The organism is Arenibacterium sp. CAU 1754, from assembly GCF_054482635.1.
Window position 1 is genome coordinate 1 of sequence record NZ_JBTLRG010000001.1, and the last position, 19,259, is coordinate 19,259.

Genomic DNA, 19,259 nt, shown 5'->3' on the forward strand with positions numbered 1-19,259 from the left:
CTCCCCCGACGCGCTCACCGGCCTCACCCTGCCCGCAAACGGCATGATCGCAGACCTCCACGGTACCGCAGACTACCGCGCGCACATCTGCAACGTCATGACAAAACGCGCCGTGGCCGCGGCCAGCTGAGACCGCTCTGACACAAACAGATCAAGGCCCCGCAGTGCGGGGCCTTTTTCGTTCGCCGCGAAAGAGACTGCAGGGATGGTTAGCGTGACGCCGTGCTGGCCTTGCGTGTCGAGGACAGTTTCATATTGGGCTTGGCCAGCCGCGTTTCGGGGCCGGTCCAGGCATAGGCCAGCAAGCAAGGGTCGCGATCACCGGTTGTTATGCGATGCTCATCCCCCGGACGGTTCAGGATCAGCGAGCCCGGGGCGAACACGGCTGAATTGTTTTCAGACCATCCGCCAGCCACGGAAATGTAACTTTCCTCGATGTCCTGATGACTGTGTTGTGGATAGGTCGTGTTCGGAGCAAACAACACGAACCCCAGGATGAGGTTGCTGCACTGAACCGGACCTTGCGGGCCAAGTATCTCGCAATAGGCGTATTTCTGGCTCAGCGACCTGGAAATACGTTCATAGCCATATTCCCAGGCCAGATCGTCGCGCACCTCGCGCAGCGCCCGGGCCATGCCCTGCATTGCAGCCCGCTCGCCAAGATCAAGGGCACGGGGAAGGTGCGCCGTAACCGGTTTCGTTTCGGCCGGGCGGTTTGTCATTTCCGGGTTCTTGGCCATGGCCGCGGACAGCCTGTCACGTACCCGTTTGCGATGCCCGCGGATCAGCGGGCTTCCTCCGGCCGATCCGTACCGATAGAGCGCATCGAATTCGCGAAGAAGATAAACCCAATTCGGGCTGTCGATCAGGCGTTGTGCAGTACCGGGCTGATCGGACACAGCAGAGGTAGAAGCATCGTTCATATCTGTATCTCCGCGTGTTGGAGGCTTGTGTCATCGGATGACGGCTGCACGGTGCGGCAACCGCTCACGTCTTACCCGGTAGTAGCCTTGCCCACATTTCAAAGCATGAAGATCGGCGGAGCCGCAAGTCTATTGTCACGACACGCCGGTAATTGCCCGCGTATCCGTTGTGTCCCCAACGCGGTCTCCTTGCCGCTGCTGCTGGCGGGGCACATCGCAGACGGGCGGGGAAATTACCGCGAAACGAAAAACGCCCCGGACAAGCTGCCGGGGCGTTCGCGTTTCAATCGTCTAAAAGTCAGCCTTTGGCGGGCAGGGGGCCGATCAGCATGACCATCTGGCGGCCTTCCATTTTCGGAAAGTTTTCGATCTTGCCAACTTCCTTTGTATCCTCGGCCACGCGCTCCAGCAGTTCACGGCCCAGATTCTGGTGGGCCATTTCACGGCCACGGAAGCGCAGGGTGACTTTCACCTTGTCGCCGTTTTCAAGAAACTTGAACACGTTGCGCATTTTGACTTCGTAGTCATGCGTGTCGGTGTTGGGCCGGAACTTGACCTCTTTGACCTCGATGATCTTTTGTTTCTTGCGGGCTTCGCTTTCGCGTTTCTGCTGTTCATATTTGAACTTGCCAAAGTCCATGATCTTACACACGGGCGGAGTGGCATTTGGCGAAATCTCGACGAGGTCCAAACCGGCCTCTTCGGCCATCTGCATCGCCCGTGACGGGCTGACGACGCCAACATTCTCGCCTTCGGCGCCGATGAGGCGGATTTCAGTTGCACGGATCTTGTCGTTGACGCGCGGGCCGGTGTCGCGTTGCGGCGGCGCGTTATGAGGTCTGCGGGCTATGGAATCGGTCCTTTGATGGTTCAATTTATGAAGCGCAAACCTAACTTTAGCGGCGCTTCGGTTCAAGTCGCAAATCTTTGCCGATGGCATCAAAACTGCCGTATGTGGCCCCAAGTTCCCCCTTGCTCTTTCCGCGTTCAGGTTCCACTTACACGGCAATTGGACCGCAAATGGTCCTTCGGCGGAAAAACAAGGGAAAGATACCATGAAAACAGTGATTTGGATTGTGGCAGCCGTAGCTGTCATTGCTGGTGGTTACTATTGGTACACCGGTCAGCAGGCTCCGTCCGAGATGACGTCGGAGGGGATCACGCAGCCCGAGGGGCTGAGCGGGATGGCTGAAAAGGCCGCCGATGCGGTCAGCGGCGCTGTGGAAGAGGCCAAGGAAGCCGGTGAAACCGCAGCCGAAGCTGTTGCGGAAACCGCCTCAGACGCGGCTGAAGCGGCGTCCGAGGCCGCAACCGGTGCGGTGGATGCGGTGACCGAGACGGCCACGCAAGCCGCAGAAGCAGCAAGCGACGCGGCCTCGGCGGCGGTGGAGGCGGCCACAGATACAGCGGCCGCAGCAACCGATGTCGCGAAAGAGGCCGTGGCCGAGACTGTCGACAAGGCGGGTAATGTGGCCGAGGCGGCAGGTGATGCGGTTTCTGGTGCAGTCGAAAGCGTTACGGAGACAGCCGGGGACGCGGTTGCAGGTGCAACCGAAGCGGCCAGTGACGTTGCCGGTGCGGTTTCCGAAACCGCGACCGATGCGGCGTCCGCAGCCATGGAAACAGCCAGTGACGCAGCAAGCGCAACCACCGAAGCAGCAAGCGACACGGTTGCGACAGCGGCAGACGTGGCCAGCGATGCGGCCGAAATGGCAACTGACACAGCAGAAGTCGCTGCCGACGCTGCAACGGATGCGGCCACAGCCACGGCCGAAGCGGCAACAGACGCAGTGGATGCAACGGCTGAGGCGCGTACGGACACAACCGCGGACGATGCTGCTCCGGCCCTGAGTGAGCTGCTGACAGTCGATGGCTATGACTATGACAAGGTGATCGAAGCGATCGATGCCTCGGAAATCGGCGCCTTGCAGAAGACCACGCTGAAGACCACCCTGGAAAAGGCGCGGGACAACCCCGAACTTCTCGAAGGTGTGCTGGAACAGGTCAAGACAGCGCTGGGTCTTTAACCACCAACACCAGTAAACAGGCGGGGCCGCATCCGAGCATGGACGCGGCCCCATTTCTTTGGCGGGCATGAAAATGCCCATTCGCAATGCGCCAGCCCTGCATCAGGTGTATTGCAGTACCATGACACGCCACCCTCCTGAACGGGTCGGCGATCTGCCACCCGCGCAAGCCGCTGATACGGAAAATGACCATGGCTGATAAAGCACGGTAGCGGGCCGCTTGGGTCGCCCAACAGCGGGCCGTCGATGGCCCGGCTCCTGTGGCTAAATGGGCTCAAGGCCGCCCTTGAGCGTTGTGAGCCGACGCTGCGGAGCAACCCGTCAAAGCTGCTATTCGCTGCAGACGCACGACCCGGGCAGAGCTGAAGGCCGGATCGTGGACTTTTCAGCCGTCGAATCACGGGTAGCTTTCAGGGCCAAAGCAGCCGCTGGCCGAGATGATGTCGCGACTGAACAGCATGCTTTCATGTCGATGTCTTATTGACCCGAGCAATCAGCGTCTCTCCGGTTTCTTCGCGCTCGCTGTAGCGATCTACGAGATATGGCGCGACATCGCGTGTCAGAAGGGTGAACTTCACCAGTTCTTCCATCACGTCGACCATGCGGTCGTAATAGGGGGATGGCTTCATCCGGTCATTGTCATCGAACTGCTGGAACGCTTTGGGTACAGAGGATTGGTTCGGGATTGTCAGACAGCGCATCCAGCGGCCGAGAATGCGCAGCTGGTTGACGGTGTTGAAGCTTTGCGACCCGCCGCAGACCTGCATGACGGCCAGCGTTTTACCCTGTGTGGGACGGACCGCGCCGATGGACAGCGGGATCCAGTCGATCTGTGCCTTCATGATGCCGGTCATCGCCCCGTGCCGTTCGGGCGAACACCAGACCATCCCCTCGCTCCAGGTCACGAGATCGCGCAATTCCTGCACCTTGGGGTGGTCCGCGCCCTGATCGTCGGGAAGTGGCAGACCCGATGGGTTGAAGGTGCGGGTTTCGGCGCCGAGACGCTGCAGAACGCGGGCGGCCTCTTCGGTCATCAACCGGCTGAAGGAGCGCGTTCGGAGCGATCCGTAAAGCAGCAGAATGCGCAGGGCATGGGACGCGTGCTTCGTGGGGAACAGGAGCTTCTGATCAATCGCGCGGAAATGGTCTTCGGAGAGCTGCGGCGTGTCGGTCATGTCGGCTCCTCGTAACGTTCGTGGATGGCACGCTGCAGGGAATCCAGCGCAGCCGACAGCCTGGCGCGTGGGCAGGCGATATTGAGACGTCCAAAGCCCGCGCCCTGCGGGTCGAAAGCGATGCCTCGGGTGATGGCCCAGCCGGCCTTCTGTCTCAGGAAGGCGGTCAGGTCTTCGGGTGCGAGGCCCAGCGCGCGAAAGTCCAGCCACAAAAGAAACGTGCCCTCCGGCTCGATCAGGTCGACCTGTGGGATGGCTTCCAGCCGGGTGCGGACAAGGTTGAGATTGCCCCGGATATAGTCCAGCGCCGCGTCGAGCCACGGTGCGCCCTGGGCATAGGCCGCTTCCATTGCGACGGAGGCAAAGGCATTGTTCTTGTTGACGGTCAGGCGGCTGTTCTCGGTCTGGAACGCCTTGCGGCGGGATTCGTTCGGGACAAGTGTGAATGCCGAGCAGCAGGCGGCGATGTTAAAGCTTTTGGCCGGCGACAGACAGGTGATGGAATTGGCTGCGTTCTCCGCCGACAGAGACGCGAACGGCGTGTAGCGGTGGCCGGGAAATGTGATGTCGCCGTGGATCTCATCGGAAACCACCAGAACGTCGTGCCGGCGGCAGATGTCGCCGAGGCGGGACAGTTCCTCGCGCATCCAGACCCGGCCCACCGGGTTGTGGGGGTTGCACAGAAAGATCATCCGCGTCTGCGGATCGCTCGCAGCCCGCTCCAGCCCGCCGAAATCCATCTGATACTTGCCGTCCCTCAGGATCAGCGGGTTTTCGACCATCCGCCGCCCGTTCTCGGCGATGATGTCCGCGAAGTCGAAAAAGACGGGCGGCTGGACGATGATACCGTCGCCGGGCGCGGTGAACAGATTTGCTGCCATGGCCAGAGCATTCAGCACGTTCGGCGCGCGCAGGAAATGGGCGGGATCGACAACCCAACCGTGGCGCTTCTGCAGCCATCCTGTGAGGGCGGGCATCAACCCGTCGGGGACGGTCTCGTAGCCGAAAACGCCGTGCCCGGCCCGTCTTGCCATGGCCTGCGTTATGCAGGGGGCGACCCTGAAATCCATATCGGCCACGCCTGCCGGGAACAGGTCCATCCCGTCATCGCCCAGCACGATCCGATGGTGCTTGAGCGCCGGAACCGCACGGCGATTGATCACCGTGTCGAAGTCGAACCCGGTCACGCCTGCGCCACGGGAAACCGGTTCCGGGTGCGGTTGGCGAAGGCCACCAGTGACAGCATCACCGGAACCTCCACCAGAACACCGACGACCGTGGCCAGCGCCGCGCCGGAATTCAGACCGAACAGGCTGATGGCGACCGCCACCGCCAGTTCGAAGAAGTTCGACGTACCGATCATCGCACAAGGGGCCGCGACCCGATGCGGCACGCGCAGGACATAAGCCGCGCCATAGGCCAGCGCGAAGATGCCGTAGGACTGGATCAGGATCGGCACTGCGATCAGCGCGATGACGAAGGGCCTGGACAGGATCACCTCGCCTTGCAGACCGAAGAGGATCGCCACCGTCACGATCAGCCCGACCACGGACCACGGCTTGATCCGGGCCGTAAAGGCCTCGATCCGCTCCGGTTTGCCAAGCACGCGCCGGGTGGCGAGCCCGGCCAGAAGCGGTAGCAGCACGTAAAGCACGGTGGCCAGAACAAGCGTCTGCCAGGGCACTTCGATCTCGGTCACCCCGAGCAGAAAGGCCACGATCGGCGCGAAGGCCACGACCATGATCAGGTCGTTGACCGAGACCTGCACAAGCGTATAGGTCGCGTCCCCCCGGGTGAGTTGCGACCAGACAAAGACCATGGCCGTGCAGGGAGCGGCCCCCAGCAGGATAAGGCCTGCGGTGTATTGCGCGGCATCTTGCGGATCCAGAAATGGCGCGAAGATGTGCTCGAAGAACAGCACCGCCAGCAAGGCCATCGTGAAGGGCTTGATGAGCCAGTTCACGACCAGCGTGACCAGCAACCCCTTGGGCTGGCGCGCGACGCCGGCGACCGCCCCGAAATCGACGTTGACCATCATCGGATAGACCATGGCCCAGATCAGAACAGCGACGACAAGGTTGATCGATGCGACCTCGGCGCGGGCGATGGCCTCGACCAACCCCGGCGCGACGGTGCCGATCGCGATTCCGGTCACCATGGCAAGGGCGACCCAGAGCGTGAGATAGCGCTCGAAACGGCCCATGGGTTCGTTTGCTGTATCGGTCTGGTCGGTCATTTGCTGTCCTCCATGAGCGCGGCAAAGCGCGCGGCGTCGATATTGCCACCCGTGATCACGGTGGCGACGGCGCGGCCCGCGATGGGCACTTGCCCGTTCAGGATCGCGGCGAGGCCGACGACGGCGCCGGGCTCTGTGACGATTTTGAAATGCTCGTAGGTAAAGCGCATCGCCCTGCGGACTTGATCGTCAGTGGCGGTCACGCCGCCCGCAAGGTGTTCGCGGTTGATGGCGAAGGTCATCTCGCCCGGGATCGGCGTCATGATCGCATCGCAGATGGTGCGCCGGCCCTTTGGGTTGGGCACCCGTTCGCCGGTCGCCAATGAGCGGCGCGTATCGTCGAAAAGGTCCGGTTCGGCGGCATAGACCCGCGTGTCGGGAGAGGCTTCGGCCATCACGAGGGCCGTCGCCGCCGTCAGCCCACCACCGCCACAAGGTACCAGCACTGCATCGAGCGGGCCGCCCGCATCCTCCAGCAGTTCCAGCGCTGCCGTTCCCGCCCCGGCAAGGATCTGCAGGTGTGCGCTGGGAGGCACTTCGATCCGGCCTGTCTCGGCCATGACATGGGCCACTACATCTGCGCTTTCTTGCGTGTCGCGGTCGTACGTGATGATCTCGGCCCCCATCGCGCGCACCGCTTCCCTTTTTGCCGCGGGCACGTCCGAGGGCATCACGATCACTGCCGAAGACCCCATGATATGCGCAGCGCGCGCCAACCCCAGCGCGTGGTTGCCCGAGGAATAGGTGACCGCGCCGCGCGTCCGCTCATCATCGGTCAGGCCCAGCATGCGGTGATAGGCTCCCCTGATCTTGAAGGCACCTGTTCGCTGCATGTTCTCGGCCTTGAGCAGCAGGCGGCCGCCGAGCAGGTCGTTCACATCCGGGTTTTCAAGCAGCGGCGTCCGTATCACAACGCCGTCGAGTGCTTCGGCCGCTATGCGCACGTCCTTGATGGAAAGGGGGTGCCGCCCCATGTCAGACCGCGTCCGCCGCTATCTGGTAGAGAGCATCGCCGCGACGGACCTGCGCCATGGCGCGCATCGCCAGAACGAGACCCGCGTAGGGCGAAGACACCGTGTCAGGCGCTTTTCCCGGCGTCTCGGCGTGATGGATCAGCGCGACGGTCTCGCCCTTGGCAACTTTGTCGCCAATCTCTTTGAGCGGTTCGAACACGCCGGCCTCATAGGCGTAGACCGAGCCCTTGGCATTCAGAACCCGTGTGCCTTCAGGAGCGTCGGGAACATATCCCGGCAGCATGCCCAAAGCGTGCAATACCCGACGTAGCCCGCGTTCCGTCCGCCGCAGGATGTCGGGTGTGACGCATCCTGACCCACCTAGCTCGGCCATCACATTGATCACGCCCTTCCGATTGGCGGCACCCATTGCGGTTCCTGCGGCGCTGCCTTTTCCACCGCCCCCGGTAAAAACCCAGGCAAACGGCAGATCGAACGCCTCGGTCAGGGTGATCAGGCCTGCCTCTTCCTCGGGCGAATGGGCGGGGCCGCGCAGCAGCGTCGCCGGATAGACAAGTGACGACCCACCCGAATGCAGATCGACCGCGTAGTCGGCCAGCGGAAGGATCACCGCTTCGTGGTAATGGGCGATCATCTCGGACGGCGTGCCCTTGGGATCACCCGGATAGAGACGGTTGAGGTTTCCGTGGTCGAGCGGCGACAGCCTGCTACCTGCTTCGGCGGCTGGAAAGTTCACCATCGGAAGCAAGATCAGGCGTCCGCTGATGTCCTCAGCCTCGATCTGACGGGCGAGGGTCGCCACCGCGATCTGCCCTTCGTACTCATCGCCGTGCACACCGGCCGATACCACCAGCGTCGGGCCTGTACCGTTTCGGATGACTGTGATTGGAACGGGGATCCAGCCATATGCCGAGCGATGCACCGAATGCGGCACGCGCAGGTATCCCGCCTGCTTGCCCTCTGCGTCGAAATCGACCTCGGATGTGATCAGAGTGCCGGTCATGCGTCCCTCATTTCGGCTATTGCCGAATTGACATCCGGGGTATGGCAAGTGCGCCCTCTGGTCAAGCTTCGATATTTCGGGCATTGACGAAGTATGGATCAGGATACCGCCATCCAAGCCTTTGCCGCGCTCGCGCATCCCACACGGCTCGCTGTGTTTCGTCTCCTTGTTCGTCATGCCCCCGAGGGTGTGCCGGCCTTGGCGATAGCTGAGCGCCTTGACGCGAAGCCTTCAACACTGTCCGGTCATCTTGCGGCGCTCAAACGCGCGGGCCTGCTGAGCAGCACCCGGCACCAGCGCGAGATCCATTATGCTGCCAACTTGCCGGCCATCAACGACCTGATCGGCTTTCTGATCTCCGACTGCTGCGGTGGGCGTGTGGAGAACTGCGAGGGCATCCTGACGCTTCTCGATGTTGCGCGGTAGCAGTGAATAGAGGCACCTGTGTGGGACCCAGGCAAAGGCCGGATGAGGCCAGAAATCATCCGACGGGCTCTCCCGAAACCTGAGCGTGTAAGGGGACACTGCGAATGTTCACGGACGGCGGGGGGCCAGACTGGCGCTCAGCCGACAAAAGCCTTTTCGACCACGTATTCCTTGGGGTCCGAGTTTGCCCCTTCGCGCAGGCCGAACCCTTCCAGAACTGTCTTGATATCCTGATTGAACCCAAGGCTGCCGCACACCATGGCGCGGTCTGTTTCCGGCGAAATGCCTTCAATGCCCAGATCCCTGAACACCGTGCCATCGGTCAGCAGGTCGGTGATCCGACCCATTTTCGCACTCTCTTCCCGCGTCGTGGTGGGATAATATTTGACCTTGCCCGCCACCAACTCGCCGATCAGGGGGTCGTTTTCCAGGCTCTCGACCAATTCGCGCCCATACTCCAGCTCGGCCACGGTCCGGCAGGTATGGGTGATGATCACCTCGTCATAGTTTTCATAGGTTTCCGGTTCGCGCAGCAATGAGGCGAAGGGCGCAAACCCGGTTCCCGTCGCAAAGAACCAAATGCGTTTGCCAGGCAACAGGGCGTCATGTACCAGCGTTCCGACCGGTTTGGGGCGCAGGATGATTTCGTCACCCGGTTCGATATGCTGAAGCTTGCTGGTCAGCGGGCCATCGGGCACCTTGATCGAATAAAATTCCAGTTCGTCATCCCATGCGGGCGATGCGATGGAATAGGCCCGCAACAGCGGTTTACCATTGTCGCCCAACAGGCCGATCATCACGAATTCGCCCGAGCGGAACCGCAATGACGCGGGCCGGGTTACGCGGAAGGAAAACAACCGGTCGGTCCAGTGTTTGACCTGCGTCACGGTCTGGGCATCGGGCAGGGTGGGCGTTTTTACGGGGGCTGCGTCTGTCACGGTTTTATTCACTGGGATCATTTCTGTCATGAATCACTGCCGGTCGTTTAAACCGGTCCCTCTGGGTAATCTTTGATTTGGGTCAGGAAAAGAGGACTTAGCCGCGCAGGCGGTCCTGATGGTCGTGATCTTTCCAATTCGCGCGGGCAAGCCATTGGTGCTCGGGCTGGCGGGCGGCGAGGGCGTCGTCAATTTCGACCTCGTCAAAACCGGATCGGCGCGCCATGGCGTATTGATCGGCCAGAACGTGGCCCCGGGCGCGCAGCCGCCCCGAATATCCGCACAGACGGATCTGGCGCGCGATGGTAAAACCGCGTCCGTCCGCAAAGTTGGGGAAATCGACGCGGATCATGCGCAGGGCCGGTAGTTTCGCCGTCAACGTCGTAACGTCCGTCTCTGGGCCGATGTCCAGCGCAACCAGATCGTTTGCGCAGTCTCCCACTGTGGTAAAGCCATCGGTCCAGTCCTCGGGCGCAAATCCGGTGTCCGTTACTATTACAGTCATGTGTCTGCTCCTGTTCGCACCATCTTGCCGTTCACAAAATGGATGCCGCATTCGTCCTTGGAGGTATCGCGCCAGCGTCCGGCCCGGGGATCCTCGCCCGGTTTGACCGGGGATGTGCAGGGGGCACATCCGATCGAAGGATACCCCCGTGCCACCAGCGGATGCCGGGGCAGGCGGTTCTCGTCCATGTAGGCGCGCACATCCTCGGGCGCCCAGTGGGCCAGCGGGTTGATCTTGATCCGTCCGGTGCCGTCCTCGACTTCGAAAAAGTCGAGCGCCGCCCGGGTGCCGCTTTGAAACCGTTTGCGGCCGGTGATCCAGCCGTCATATCCGGCCAGTGCCGCATTCAGGGGGGCGGTTTTGCGCAGGGCGCAGCAGGCGTCGGTGTCGGTCTGATGCAGCGTGCCGTCAGGATCATGGCAGGCGATGTCCTGCGCGTGCAGAATGCTCATGTTTGTCAGCCCCAGGCGTTCGCTGACTTCGGCCTGATAGACCAAGGTTTCGGTGAACAGCATCTCGGTGTCGATGAACAGAACCGGGACCGACCGGTCGATCACGGCCGCCATGTGCAACAGCACCACCGACTCCGCGCCAAAGCTGGACACCAGCGCGATAGCACCAGCCTCGCTCAGTGCGCCGTGCATGACCTGCGTGGCGCTATGATGCCGGTACCGGGCATTCAGGGCAGTGACCTTTTCGGCCAGTGCCTTTGTGTCCGGTACCGGCGGGGGGGCAGTCAGCAACATGGGGTTCCGATCAAGCGGCATTGGCCCGGGCCTCGGGGTAGAGGGCGGATTTGAAGGGGGGTAGACCAAGGCGGCGATAGGTGTCGAGGAAGGGCTCATCGCGGTCCGTTCTGAGGTCAAGATAAGCCATCACAAGACGTTCGATGGCCGGCACGATCTCATCAGCGGAAAATCCGGGGCCGGCGCGTTCGCCAATGGTGGCGGTCTGTGTGCCATCGCCACCCAGCGTGATCTGGTAGTTCTCGACACCGGCCCGATCCAGACCTAGGATGCCGATATGGCCCACATGGTGGTGGCCGCAGGCATTGATGCAGCCCGAGATCTTGATCTTCAACTGGCCGATGTCGTGTTCGATCTTCAACGCGTCGAACCGTGTTGCGATCTCCTGCGCAATCGGGATCGACCGCGCCGTCGCCAGCGCGCAGTAATCCATGCCGGGGCAGGCGATGATATCGCTGATCAGACCGATGTTCGCCGTCGCCAGACCCGCGGCTTTCAACGCGTCATGCAGGGCGGGAAGGTCGGATTTGTGCACATGCGGCAGGATGACGTTTTGTTCGTGGCTGATGCGCAATTCGTCGTGGCCATATTGCCCGGCCAGATCGGCCATCAGGCGCATCTGGTCCGCCGTCGCATCGCCGGGGGTTTGACCATGCGCCTTGAGGCTGATCGACACGATTGCATAGCCGTCGGCCTTGTGCGGTGAGAGGTTGGTGTCGGCCCAACTGCGGAACACGGGATCCTGACGATAGGCGTCTTCATAGGCCTCAACCGGTGCGGCGCGAAACGCGGGCGGTGCAAAATCCGTTTCAATCTGATCCAGAATGGCCTGATCCACGCCGCGGAACGTCGGGCGGAGCAGGGCAAAGTTCTGTTCCACCATATCGCGGATTTTCTCGATCCCGTTTTCATGCACGGTGATCTTGATGCGCGCCTTGTATTTGTTGTCGCGCCGTCCCAGCAGGTTATAGACGCTCAGCACCGCCTCAAGATAGGGTAGCAGGTCGGCCCGCGGCAGGAAATCGCGGAGTGTCTTGCCGATCATCGGTGTGCGGCCCAGCCCGCCGCCGACGATGACTTCGAATCCGTTTTCGCCGTTACGCTCGACGATGCGCAGGCCGATGTCATGGGCGCGGATCACGGCGCGGTCATTTTCGCTTCCGGTGATGGCGATCTTGAATTTTCGGCCCAGGAACTGAAATTCCGGATGATCGGTCGACCACTGCCGGATCAGTTCCGCGACAGGGCGCGGATCGGCTATTTCATCTGCGGTTGCGCCTGCAAAATGATCGGCCGTCACGTTGCGGATGGTGTTGCCGCTGGTCTGGATGGCGTGCAACCCAACCTCGGCCAGCGCATCCAGCATGTCGGGGATATCGCGCAATTTGGGCCAGTTGTACTGGATATTCTGGCGGGTGGTGAAATGGCCGTATCCCTTGTCCCATTTCTCGGCCAGCAGGGCGAGTTGGCGCATCTGTGCGCCATTCAGCGTGCCATAGGGGACCGCAACCCGCAGCATGTATGCGTGCAGTTGCAGATAGACGCCGTTCATCAGGCGCAGTGGCTTGAACTCATCCTCGGTCAGCGATCCGTCGATGCGCCGCTCGACCTGGGCGCGGAACTGGGCGTTGCGTTCGGCCAGAAAGGCGGTGTCGAAGTCTGAATATCTATACATGATCGTGTTTCTCTTGTTTGCCGTGGGCATAGTTCGAAGGCCCGGTGCGGCGAAAATCTTCGCGGAAATGGACAGGCTCGGGGCCGTTTGCGCCGATCCTGACGTCAGCCAGATAGGCGCCGACGACCGTTCCGGCCTGCTGTTCGGCATGGATCAGACGCACAGAAGCCCGATCGGCATCGCGCAAAACCTCGGCCTCGCGCAGGGATCGCGACCAGGTGTCCTGGGCCGTCTGATAGATCACGTCGCCAAGCAACAGATCGTTCGCGGTGACCACTTTTGGGGTATCGGGGCAGGGCATCAGGCAAGCTCCTTTTGCAGGTCGGGAAGGGCCAGCGCCGCGGCGCGCGGAGCAAGGCCATAGAAGGTCAGTGCCGGGCCGGACACGTCGGCGGCGGCCAGATCACCGGGCAGCGCATCCAGCGTGGTGGACAATATGCGTTGATCCGGGCGCGAGGCGTTTTCGATAACCGTGACGGGCGTGGTGCGATCGGCCCCGTGCATCAGCAGACGGCCCTGAACGAAACGCGCCGATTTCTTGCCCATATAGATTGCCGCGACCTCGCCCGGGCGGGCCAGTGCGGACCAATCGTGATCGGCAAATCCACGCATGTCGTGACCGGTCAGGAACCGGACCGCACTGTTGCGGCCCCGGCGGGTCAGGCTTTGCCCGATTGCGGCCACGGCGGCCGAAGCAGAGGTGATGCCGGGCACGATGTGCCAGGTCACGCCCGCTTCGTCACAGGCGTCGATTTCTTCGTCCAGACGCCCGAACACGGTCGCATCGCCGGATTTCAGGCGCACGATCTGGGCACCCTTGCGGGCATGTTCGACCAGAAGGGCATTGATCCGCTCCTGCGGTGTCGAGGGCCCGAACCCTTCCTTGCCAACGTCGATCAATGTCGCCTCGCGGCGGGCCAGTTCAAGGATATCGGCGCTGATCAGGCGGTCGTGGATGACCACGTCCGCTGTATCCAGCGCGCGCCGCGCCTTGAGCGTCAACAGCTCGGGGTCGCCGGGACCGGCACCGACAAAGGCAACATGGCCGGGGCGGCCCGTTTTGCCCAGGTGCAGGGTCAAAAGGGCGTTGAGCGCAGGGCGAACAACCGGATCGCCGCCTTCGTCCATCGCGCGGGGGCCGGTCGTGAAATAGTAATCAGCCCAGAAATCCCGGCGTGCGCGTCCCAGGGGCAAGGCGTCGGCGGCCTTGCGAAACGCCTTGCCGATGCGGGCCAGACGGCCCAGCGTTATCGGCAGGCGTGCCTCAAGATCGGCTTTGATCGCGCGGGCCAGAACCGGCGCCGCGCCCTCGGTTCCGATGGCGACGGTGACCGGATCGCGATCCACGATCGCGGGTGTGATGAACTGGCTGGCCTCAAGGTTGTCGACGACATTGACCAATGCCCCCTCCGCACGGGCAAGAGCGGCCGTGCGACTGTCTTCATCCGCATCTTCGTCCGCGGCGTAAAACAGTGCGGCGTCAGACACGTCACCCGCTTGCAAGGGGCGTCGGATCAGGGCCAGTTGTCCCGCATCGGCCCAGCCCTGAATTTCGGGGGCGGGGTGGGGCGCAAAAACCGAAATATGCGCCCTGGTTTTCAACAATAGCCGCAGCTTTGCCAGTGCGGCGTCGCCACCGCCAGACAGAACGACACGGCGCCCGGAAAGTGCAACGAAGATCGGAAAGTGTTCCATGGCGATTGCCCTGTGACCAGTGTTTGACTTGCCCTCCAATATAGGAAATATTCCCTATTAAGTGCCATACGGGCGATCAAATAAGGACATTTGTTCCGTGGTCTTCAAAAAATAGAACGAAACCTCTGCGCAGAAGGGAAAACAAGGAATGTCAGTGCGAATTGACGAAGTGGACCGGAAAATCCTGGGAGAGCTGCAACGCGATGCCAGCCAGTCGCTGGACGACATCGCGCGGTCTGTGGGCAGTTCCAAGACACCGGTCTGGAACCGAATCCGCAAACTGCGCGATGCGGGTGTGATCGGTCAGCAGACCGTTGTTCTGGACGCCGAGGCGCTGGGGTTCGAAGCCTGTTTCTTCGTGCTGATCCGCACGTCAGAACACGAGGCCGAATGGCAGGCGGCTTTTCTCAAGGCGTTGCAGGACCGACCCGAGGTGCAGGAGGCCCACAGGCTGGCGGGCGATATCGATTATATCCTCAAGGTTCGGGTCAAAAACGCCCGCGCCTATGACGCCTTTTACCAGGCGTTGATTTCCGAGGTGCGCGTTCACAATGTAACGGCCCTGTTGTCGATGGAGGAAATCAAATCGACGACCATGCTGCCTCTGGGCACGTGAAGGGCGGGTGCATTCGGTCTCTGGTCAATCCAAGCGCGCCTTTGATAGTCTGGCACCATGATACCCGCCCGAATTCAGAGCTATTGGTATGTTCCGGTCTTCCTGATCGCCGTGGCCGCTCTGGCCGGGGGCATCTGGCGCTATGGATATCTGCAGGCGCTCGATCAGCTTGCCCGCCGGGCCGAGGCCGACCTGGCTCTGGCAAGCGACAGGTTGAGCACCCAGTTGCAGGTCGATCGGGAACTGGCCGTTCTGATGGCCGGTCATCCCGCCCTGCGCACGGAGGCACCGCGCGATGCGGCCCGGACCCTTCTGCTGGACATGGCGGACAAAACCGGCGCGCTTGATATTTTTTATGCGGATATCGACGGGTCCATACTGGCGTCGGCGCAGGGCGGGCCGGGGTCCGACCTGACCGGGACCCCGTATTTCCGGCGTGCGCTGCATGGCGCCCTCGGCAGCCATCACGGCATTTTCGGACCTTTGCGGCATCGGGCCTATTTCCATGCGGCACCGACGTTCGGCGCTGACGGGGCGGTGATCGGTGTTCTGGTCGTGGTGGCCGATATCGAGGACATCGAACAGGCGTGGCGCGGTGAAACACCGGCCGTGTTTTTCACCGATAACGCCGGTGAGGTTTTCATAACAAACCGGTCCGAATTGCTGTTCTGGACGCGTCCGCCGGGGCAGAGCGGTTTGCGCCCCGCCGGCGGTGAACCGGTCGCTTTTCAGGATCATCGCGTTGGACTGCACGAGATCTGGTCGTTGGACTGGGGCCCGTACCTGCCGCATCGCGCGTTGCATATGCAACGGGATCTGCCGGTGATCGGGCTCAAGGGTGAGGTTCTTGTGGATGTGGCCCCGGCGCGACGTCTGGCTGGCTTGCAGGCCGCCGCCGTGGCGGCGATCTGTCTGGCGTTCGGGGCGCTGCTGTTTTTGGCAACCGTCCGGCGCAGAACGCTGGCCGAGGCCAACGCCGTTCTGGAAACCCGCGTTGCCGAGCGGACCGAGGCCCTGTCCTCGACCAACGCGCAGTTGCGCCGCGAGGTGGCCGAGCGTCAGGAGGCCGAAGCCGCGTTGAAACGTGCACAGGCCGATCTGGTGCAGGCCGGAAAGCTGAGCGCGCTGGGGCAGATGAGCGCCGGCATTAGTCACGAACTGAACCAGCCGTTGATGGCGATCCGGTCCTATGCCGAGAATGGCACCGAATTCCTGGCGCGTGGAAAGCCCGAGGTCGCGGGCGAGAACCTTGGCCGGATATCGGACCTCGCCCGGCGGATGGGCCGGATCATCCAGAACCTGCGTGCCTTTGCCCGGAATGAGGCCGAACCGGTTGGCAAGGTCGATCTGGTGCAGGTGATCAACACGGCTGTCGAACTGTCCGAAGCCCGGCTGAAAAGCGAAGCGGTCAAGCTTGAGTGGGCGGCGCCTGATTTTCCCGTATATGTCCGAGGCGGCGAGGTGCGTCTGGTTCAGGTCTTTGTGAATCTGATCAACAACGCGGCTGACGCGATGACCGGACAGGACAGACGATTCATCCGGATCGCGATTGATCAATCCGCCGACAGGCTTTCGGTTTCGGTGCGGGACATCGGTCCCGGCATCAAGGAGCCGGAAAAGTTGTTTGAACCGTTTTACACCACCAAGGCCGTCGGGTCATCCGAAGGCATGGGGCTGGGCCTGTCGATTTCCTACGGTCTGGTTCAGAGTTTCGGCGGCAACATTAGGGGCATGAATGTGCAGAGCGACGGGGGCGGCGCGCTGTTCGTGGTCGATCTCGAACATTGGCACGAGGCGGAGGTCGCGGCATGACGGCGCCGGTTCTTCTGGTCGATGACGACGCGGCCGTGCGGGATGCGTTGGCGCAAACCCTTGAATTGGCCGATTTTGCGCCGATCCCGACAGGGTCTTTCGTGGCGGCCAAAGACCATATCACGCGCGATTTTGCTGGTGTGATCCTGTCGGATATCCGGATGCCGGGTCGGGACGGGTTTCATCTTCTCAGCTATGCGCGCGATGTGGATGACGAACTGCCCGTAGTTTTGTTGACCGGCGAAGGCGACATTCCGATGGCCGTGTCAGCAATCGAGAACGGGGCCTTTGATTTCCTTGAAAAGCCATGTGCGCCCAGCGATCTTGTGGCGGTTGTTGAGCGCGCGCTCAAGGCGCGGGCCGGCGTGCTTGAGGCGCGGGCCGAATTGGCCCGGACCGAGCTGGGCGACCCGGCCGCGCGCCTGATCTTTGGTGTGTCCGATCTGGCCGAAGGGCTGCGTGCGCGGGTGCGCCGCGTGGCTGCCACCGATACCGAGGTTCTGGTCTGCGGTGCTCCGGGCAGCGGTATTTCAAAAGTCGCGGAGGTGATCCACCTGTGTTCCGCGCGCGCGCAGGCCCCCTTTGAAAAGCGCGCCGCCGATGGGCTGGATCGTGCGGCGCTGACCCGGGCGCTGGATTCCAGTGCGGGGGGATCGCTTTTTCTCGACGAAATCACCCGCTTGCCCGCGGACACGCAGATCGCCCTGATCGAGGCGCTGGAGCAGGGCAGTCGCACCCGGTTGATGGCGGGCAGTACGTCGGAGTTGAGCGAAACCGTCTTGAATGCGGATTTGTATTATCGTCTGGACGTCAGCAAGGTGCGTATCCCGTCCCTGGCCGAACGTCCGGATGATATCCCTGTTTTGTTTCGCCACTACGTCGCGCAGGCCAGTGAACAGGCCGGGTTGAAAGCGCCTGAGATTTCACATGATCATCTGGCGACCTTGATGGCGCAGGACTGGCCGGGGAACGCGCGGTCGCTGATGAGCGCGGCCATGCGGTTCGTTCTGGGCATGCCCGAGGATGTGTCGCAAGCCGCTGATCTGGGGCTGGTGGAACAGTTGGCCCGCGTCGAACGGGCGCTTCTGATCGCCGCGCTGGGGCGCCAGAACGGGCGTGCATCCGAGGCGGCAAAGGCGCTCAAGCTGCCGCGCAAGACCTTTTACGACAAACTGGCACGCTATGGGATTCGCCCGGAAGATTTTCGCCGGTGAACTGTGCGGATTTTCGCACAACTTGCGCTTGGCCATGTGCGGGAAGCCGCACACTTGCCGTTTGAGCGGTCATTTCGGATAGGCCGGAAATTGAGAATACCTTTAAATTGCAGTGTCTTGTGGTGTGCAATTGAATGCATCTGCGACACTGTTGAGCGGGCGGTCGCGATTCGGTTGACTGCGGGTAGCACACCGAATCACGGTGGCTGGGGGAGTCCCCAAGGACATATTTCGGGAGGAGATACCGATGAAACTTTTCACCGCTGCCGCAACGGCAATGGCCCTGAGCGTGACCGCAACCGCAGGTTTTGCCGCGTGTGACGATGGCGAAATCGTCGTCAAGTTCGCCCACGTGACCAACACCGACAAGCACCCCAAGGGGATTGCCGCGTCGCTGCTGGAACAGCGCGTGAACGATGAGATGAACGGCACGATGTGCATGGAAGTTTATCCCAACTCCACGCTCTATAACGACAACAAGGTGCTTGAGGCGATGCTGCAAGGTGACGTGCAGTTGGCTGCGCCGTCGCTGTCCAAGTTCGAAAAATTCACCAAGCAATTCCGCCTGTTCGACCTGCCGTTCATGTTCAAGAACGTTGATGCGGTTGACGCATTCCAGGCCTCGGCCGACGGTCAGGCGATGCTGGACAGCATGCAGCGTCGCGGCCTGCAGGGTCTGGCCTTCTGGCACAACGGGATGAAGCAGATGTCGGCCAACAAGCCGCTGATCCAGCCGACCGACGCCAACGGTTTGAAATTCCGCGTCCAGTCGAGCGATGTTCTGGTTGCCCAAATGGAAGCCATCGGTGGTTCGCCCCAGAAAATGGCGTTTTCCGAAGTGTATGGCGCGCTGCAGCAGGGCGTTGTCGACGGGCAGGAAAACACCTGGTCGAACATCTACGGCAAAAAATTCTTCGAAGTTCAGGACGGTGTGACCGAAACCAACCACGGCATCATCGACTATCTGGTTGTGACCAGCGTTGACTGGCTCGACAGCCTGGAGCCGGCCGTGCGCGATCAGTTCCTCACCATTCTGGGCGAAGTGACCACCGCGCGGAACGCCGAATCCTATGCCGTCAACCAGGCGGCCAAGCAGGCGATCCTCGACGCGGGCGGCACCATCCGTCAGCTGACCGCTGAACAGCGTCAGGCATGGGTCGACACGATGAAGCCGGTTTGGGACAAGTTCGCCGGCGATGTCGGTCAGGACAAGATCGACGCGGCTCAGGCCATCAACGCGGGCTCCTGACCCCGGATCGGGCGTAAAACCACGCCAGTGGCGGGCCACGTGTTG

The 19,259-nt window shown here is 61.9% G+C and carries 19 protein-coding genes; 6 read left to right on the plus strand and 13 right to left on the minus strand.

The window, feature by feature from the left end:
* Nucleotides 1–209: 209 nt before the first annotated feature.
* Nucleotides 210–923 (minus strand): dimethylsulfonioproprionate lyase family protein, encoded by a 714-nt coding sequence (locus ACXYMO_RS00005; protein ID WP_458876588.1) that lies wholly within the window; start codon nucleotides 921–923, stop codon nucleotides 210–212.
* Between the two features lie 298 nt (nucleotides 924–1,221).
* Nucleotides 1,222–1,797, minus strand: a complete 576-nt coding sequence (gene infC, locus ACXYMO_RS00010) for a translation initiation factor IF-3 (RefSeq protein WP_458876589.1) — start codon at nucleotides 1,795–1,797, stop codon at nucleotides 1,222–1,224.
* 181 nt (nucleotides 1,798–1,978) lie between these two features.
* On the opposite strand from infC, the gene ACXYMO_RS00015 reads away from it, so the two are divergent.
* Nucleotides 1,979–2,950, plus strand: a complete 972-nt coding sequence (locus tag ACXYMO_RS00015) for a hypothetical protein (RefSeq protein ID WP_458876590.1) — start codon at nucleotides 1,979–1,981, stop codon at nucleotides 2,948–2,950.
* A 464-nt stretch (nucleotides 2,951–3,414) separates the two neighbouring features.
* Here ACXYMO_RS00015 and arsH read toward each other — a convergent pair whose 3' ends face one another.
* Genes arsH through ACXYMO_RS00040 form a run of 5 tightly spaced genes read right to left on the minus strand, consistent with a single transcriptional unit; the run spans nucleotide 3,415 to nucleotide 8,338 of the window.
* Entirely contained in the window at nucleotides 3,415–4,125 is a 711-nt protein-coding gene (arsH, locus tag ACXYMO_RS00020; RefSeq protein ID WP_458876591.1) for an arsenical resistance protein ArsH, read from the minus strand.
* Nucleotides 4,122–5,312 carry a MalY/PatB family protein gene (locus ACXYMO_RS00025; RefSeq protein WP_458876592.1) on the minus strand — a complete coding sequence of 397 codons (1,191 nt, stop codon included), beginning with the start codon at nucleotides 5,310–5,312 and terminating at the stop codon, nucleotides 4,122–4,124. The genes arsH and ACXYMO_RS00025 overlap by 4 nt, the downstream gene beginning before the upstream one ends.
* Nucleotides 5,309–6,361, minus strand: a complete 1,053-nt coding sequence (gene arsB / locus ACXYMO_RS00030) for an ACR3 family arsenite efflux transporter (RefSeq protein WP_458876594.1) — start codon at nucleotides 6,359–6,361, stop codon at nucleotides 5,309–5,311. Before arsB ends, ACXYMO_RS00025 begins: the two co-directional genes overlap by 4 nt.
* Nucleotides 6,358–7,335: a threonine ammonia-lyase gene (locus ACXYMO_RS00035; RefSeq protein WP_458876595.1), complete on the minus strand. Its 978-nt coding sequence runs from the start codon at nucleotides 7,333–7,335 to the stop codon at nucleotides 6,358–6,360. Before ACXYMO_RS00035 ends, arsB begins: the two co-directional genes overlap by 4 nt.
* Before the next feature lies 1 nt (nucleotide 7,336).
* On the minus strand, nucleotides 7,337–8,338 hold the full coding sequence (locus ACXYMO_RS00040; protein WP_458876596.1) for a succinylglutamate desuccinylase/aspartoacylase family protein: 1,002 nt from the start codon (nucleotides 8,336–8,338) through the stop codon (nucleotides 7,337–7,339).
* Between the two features lie 93 nt (nucleotides 8,339–8,431).
* On the opposite strand from ACXYMO_RS00040, the gene ACXYMO_RS00045 reads away from it, so the two are divergent.
* Nucleotides 8,432–8,764: an ArsR/SmtB family transcription factor gene (locus ACXYMO_RS00045; RefSeq protein WP_458876597.1), complete on the plus strand. Its 333-nt coding sequence runs from the start codon at nucleotides 8,432–8,434 to the stop codon at nucleotides 8,762–8,764.
* A gap of 137 nt (nucleotides 8,765–8,901) precedes the next feature.
* Here the strand turns inward: ACXYMO_RS00045 and ACXYMO_RS00050 are convergent, their stop codons facing one another.
* The 6 genes from ACXYMO_RS00050 to cysG all read right to left on the minus strand — a co-directional run bounded on the left by ACXYMO_RS00050 (nucleotide 8,902) and on the right by cysG (nucleotide 14,323).
* Nucleotides 8,902–9,732 carry a ferredoxin--NADP reductase gene (locus ACXYMO_RS00050; RefSeq protein ID WP_458876598.1) on the minus strand — a complete coding sequence of 277 codons (831 nt, stop codon included), beginning with the start codon at nucleotides 9,730–9,732 and terminating at the stop codon, nucleotides 8,902–8,904.
* Between the two features lie 67 nt (nucleotides 9,733–9,799).
* Nucleotides 9,800–10,207 carry a DUF934 domain-containing protein gene (locus ACXYMO_RS00055; protein WP_458876599.1) on the minus strand — a complete coding sequence of 136 codons (408 nt, stop codon included), beginning with the start codon at nucleotides 10,205–10,207 and terminating at the stop codon, nucleotides 9,800–9,802.
* On the minus strand, nucleotides 10,204–10,974 hold the full coding sequence (locus ACXYMO_RS00060) for a phosphoadenylyl-sulfate reductase (RefSeq protein ID WP_458876600.1): 771 nt from the start codon (nucleotides 10,972–10,974) through the stop codon (nucleotides 10,204–10,206). The genes ACXYMO_RS00055 and ACXYMO_RS00060 overlap by 4 nt, the downstream gene beginning before the upstream one ends.
* Nucleotides 10,964–12,628, minus strand: coding sequence for a nitrite/sulfite reductase (locus tag ACXYMO_RS00065; protein ID WP_458876601.1), 1,665 nt, complete (start codon nucleotides 12,626–12,628; stop codon nucleotides 10,964–10,966). The genes ACXYMO_RS00060 and ACXYMO_RS00065 overlap by 11 nt, the downstream gene beginning before the upstream one ends.
* A complete protein-coding gene (locus ACXYMO_RS00070) occupies nucleotides 12,621–12,929 on the minus strand; it encodes a DUF2849 domain-containing protein (protein ID WP_458876602.1) in 309 nt (102 codons plus the stop codon). Before ACXYMO_RS00070 ends, ACXYMO_RS00065 begins: the two co-directional genes overlap by 8 nt.
* A complete protein-coding gene (cysG, locus tag ACXYMO_RS00075) occupies nucleotides 12,929–14,323 on the minus strand; it encodes a siroheme synthase CysG (protein ID WP_458876603.1) in 1,395 nt (464 codons plus the stop codon). The genes ACXYMO_RS00070 and cysG overlap by 1 nt, the downstream gene beginning before the upstream one ends.
* Nucleotides 14,324–14,471: 148 nt before the next feature.
* On the opposite strand from cysG, the gene ACXYMO_RS00080 reads away from it, so the two are divergent.
* From ACXYMO_RS00080 to ACXYMO_RS00095, 4 genes are all read left to right on the plus strand, one after another.
* Nucleotides 14,472–14,939, plus strand: coding sequence for an Lrp/AsnC family transcriptional regulator (locus ACXYMO_RS00080; RefSeq protein WP_458876604.1), 468 nt, complete (start codon nucleotides 14,472–14,474; stop codon nucleotides 14,937–14,939).
* 57 nt (nucleotides 14,940–14,996) lie between these two features.
* Nucleotides 14,997–16,751: a sensor histidine kinase gene (locus ACXYMO_RS00085; protein ID WP_458876605.1), complete on the plus strand. Its 1,755-nt coding sequence runs from the start codon at nucleotides 14,997–14,999 to the stop codon at nucleotides 16,749–16,751.
* Nucleotides 16,748–17,965 carry a sigma-54-dependent transcriptional regulator gene (locus ACXYMO_RS00090; RefSeq protein WP_458876606.1) on the plus strand — a complete coding sequence of 406 codons (1,218 nt, stop codon included), beginning with the start codon at nucleotides 16,748–16,750 and terminating at the stop codon, nucleotides 17,963–17,965. The genes ACXYMO_RS00085 and ACXYMO_RS00090 overlap by 4 nt, the downstream gene beginning before the upstream one ends.
* Before the next feature lie 247 nt (nucleotides 17,966–18,212).
* Nucleotides 18,213–19,214 carry a DctP family TRAP transporter solute-binding subunit gene (locus ACXYMO_RS00095; RefSeq protein WP_458876607.1) on the plus strand — a complete coding sequence of 334 codons (1,002 nt, stop codon included), beginning with the start codon at nucleotides 18,213–18,215 and terminating at the stop codon, nucleotides 19,212–19,214.
* Nucleotides 19,215–19,259: the final 45 nt, after the last annotated feature.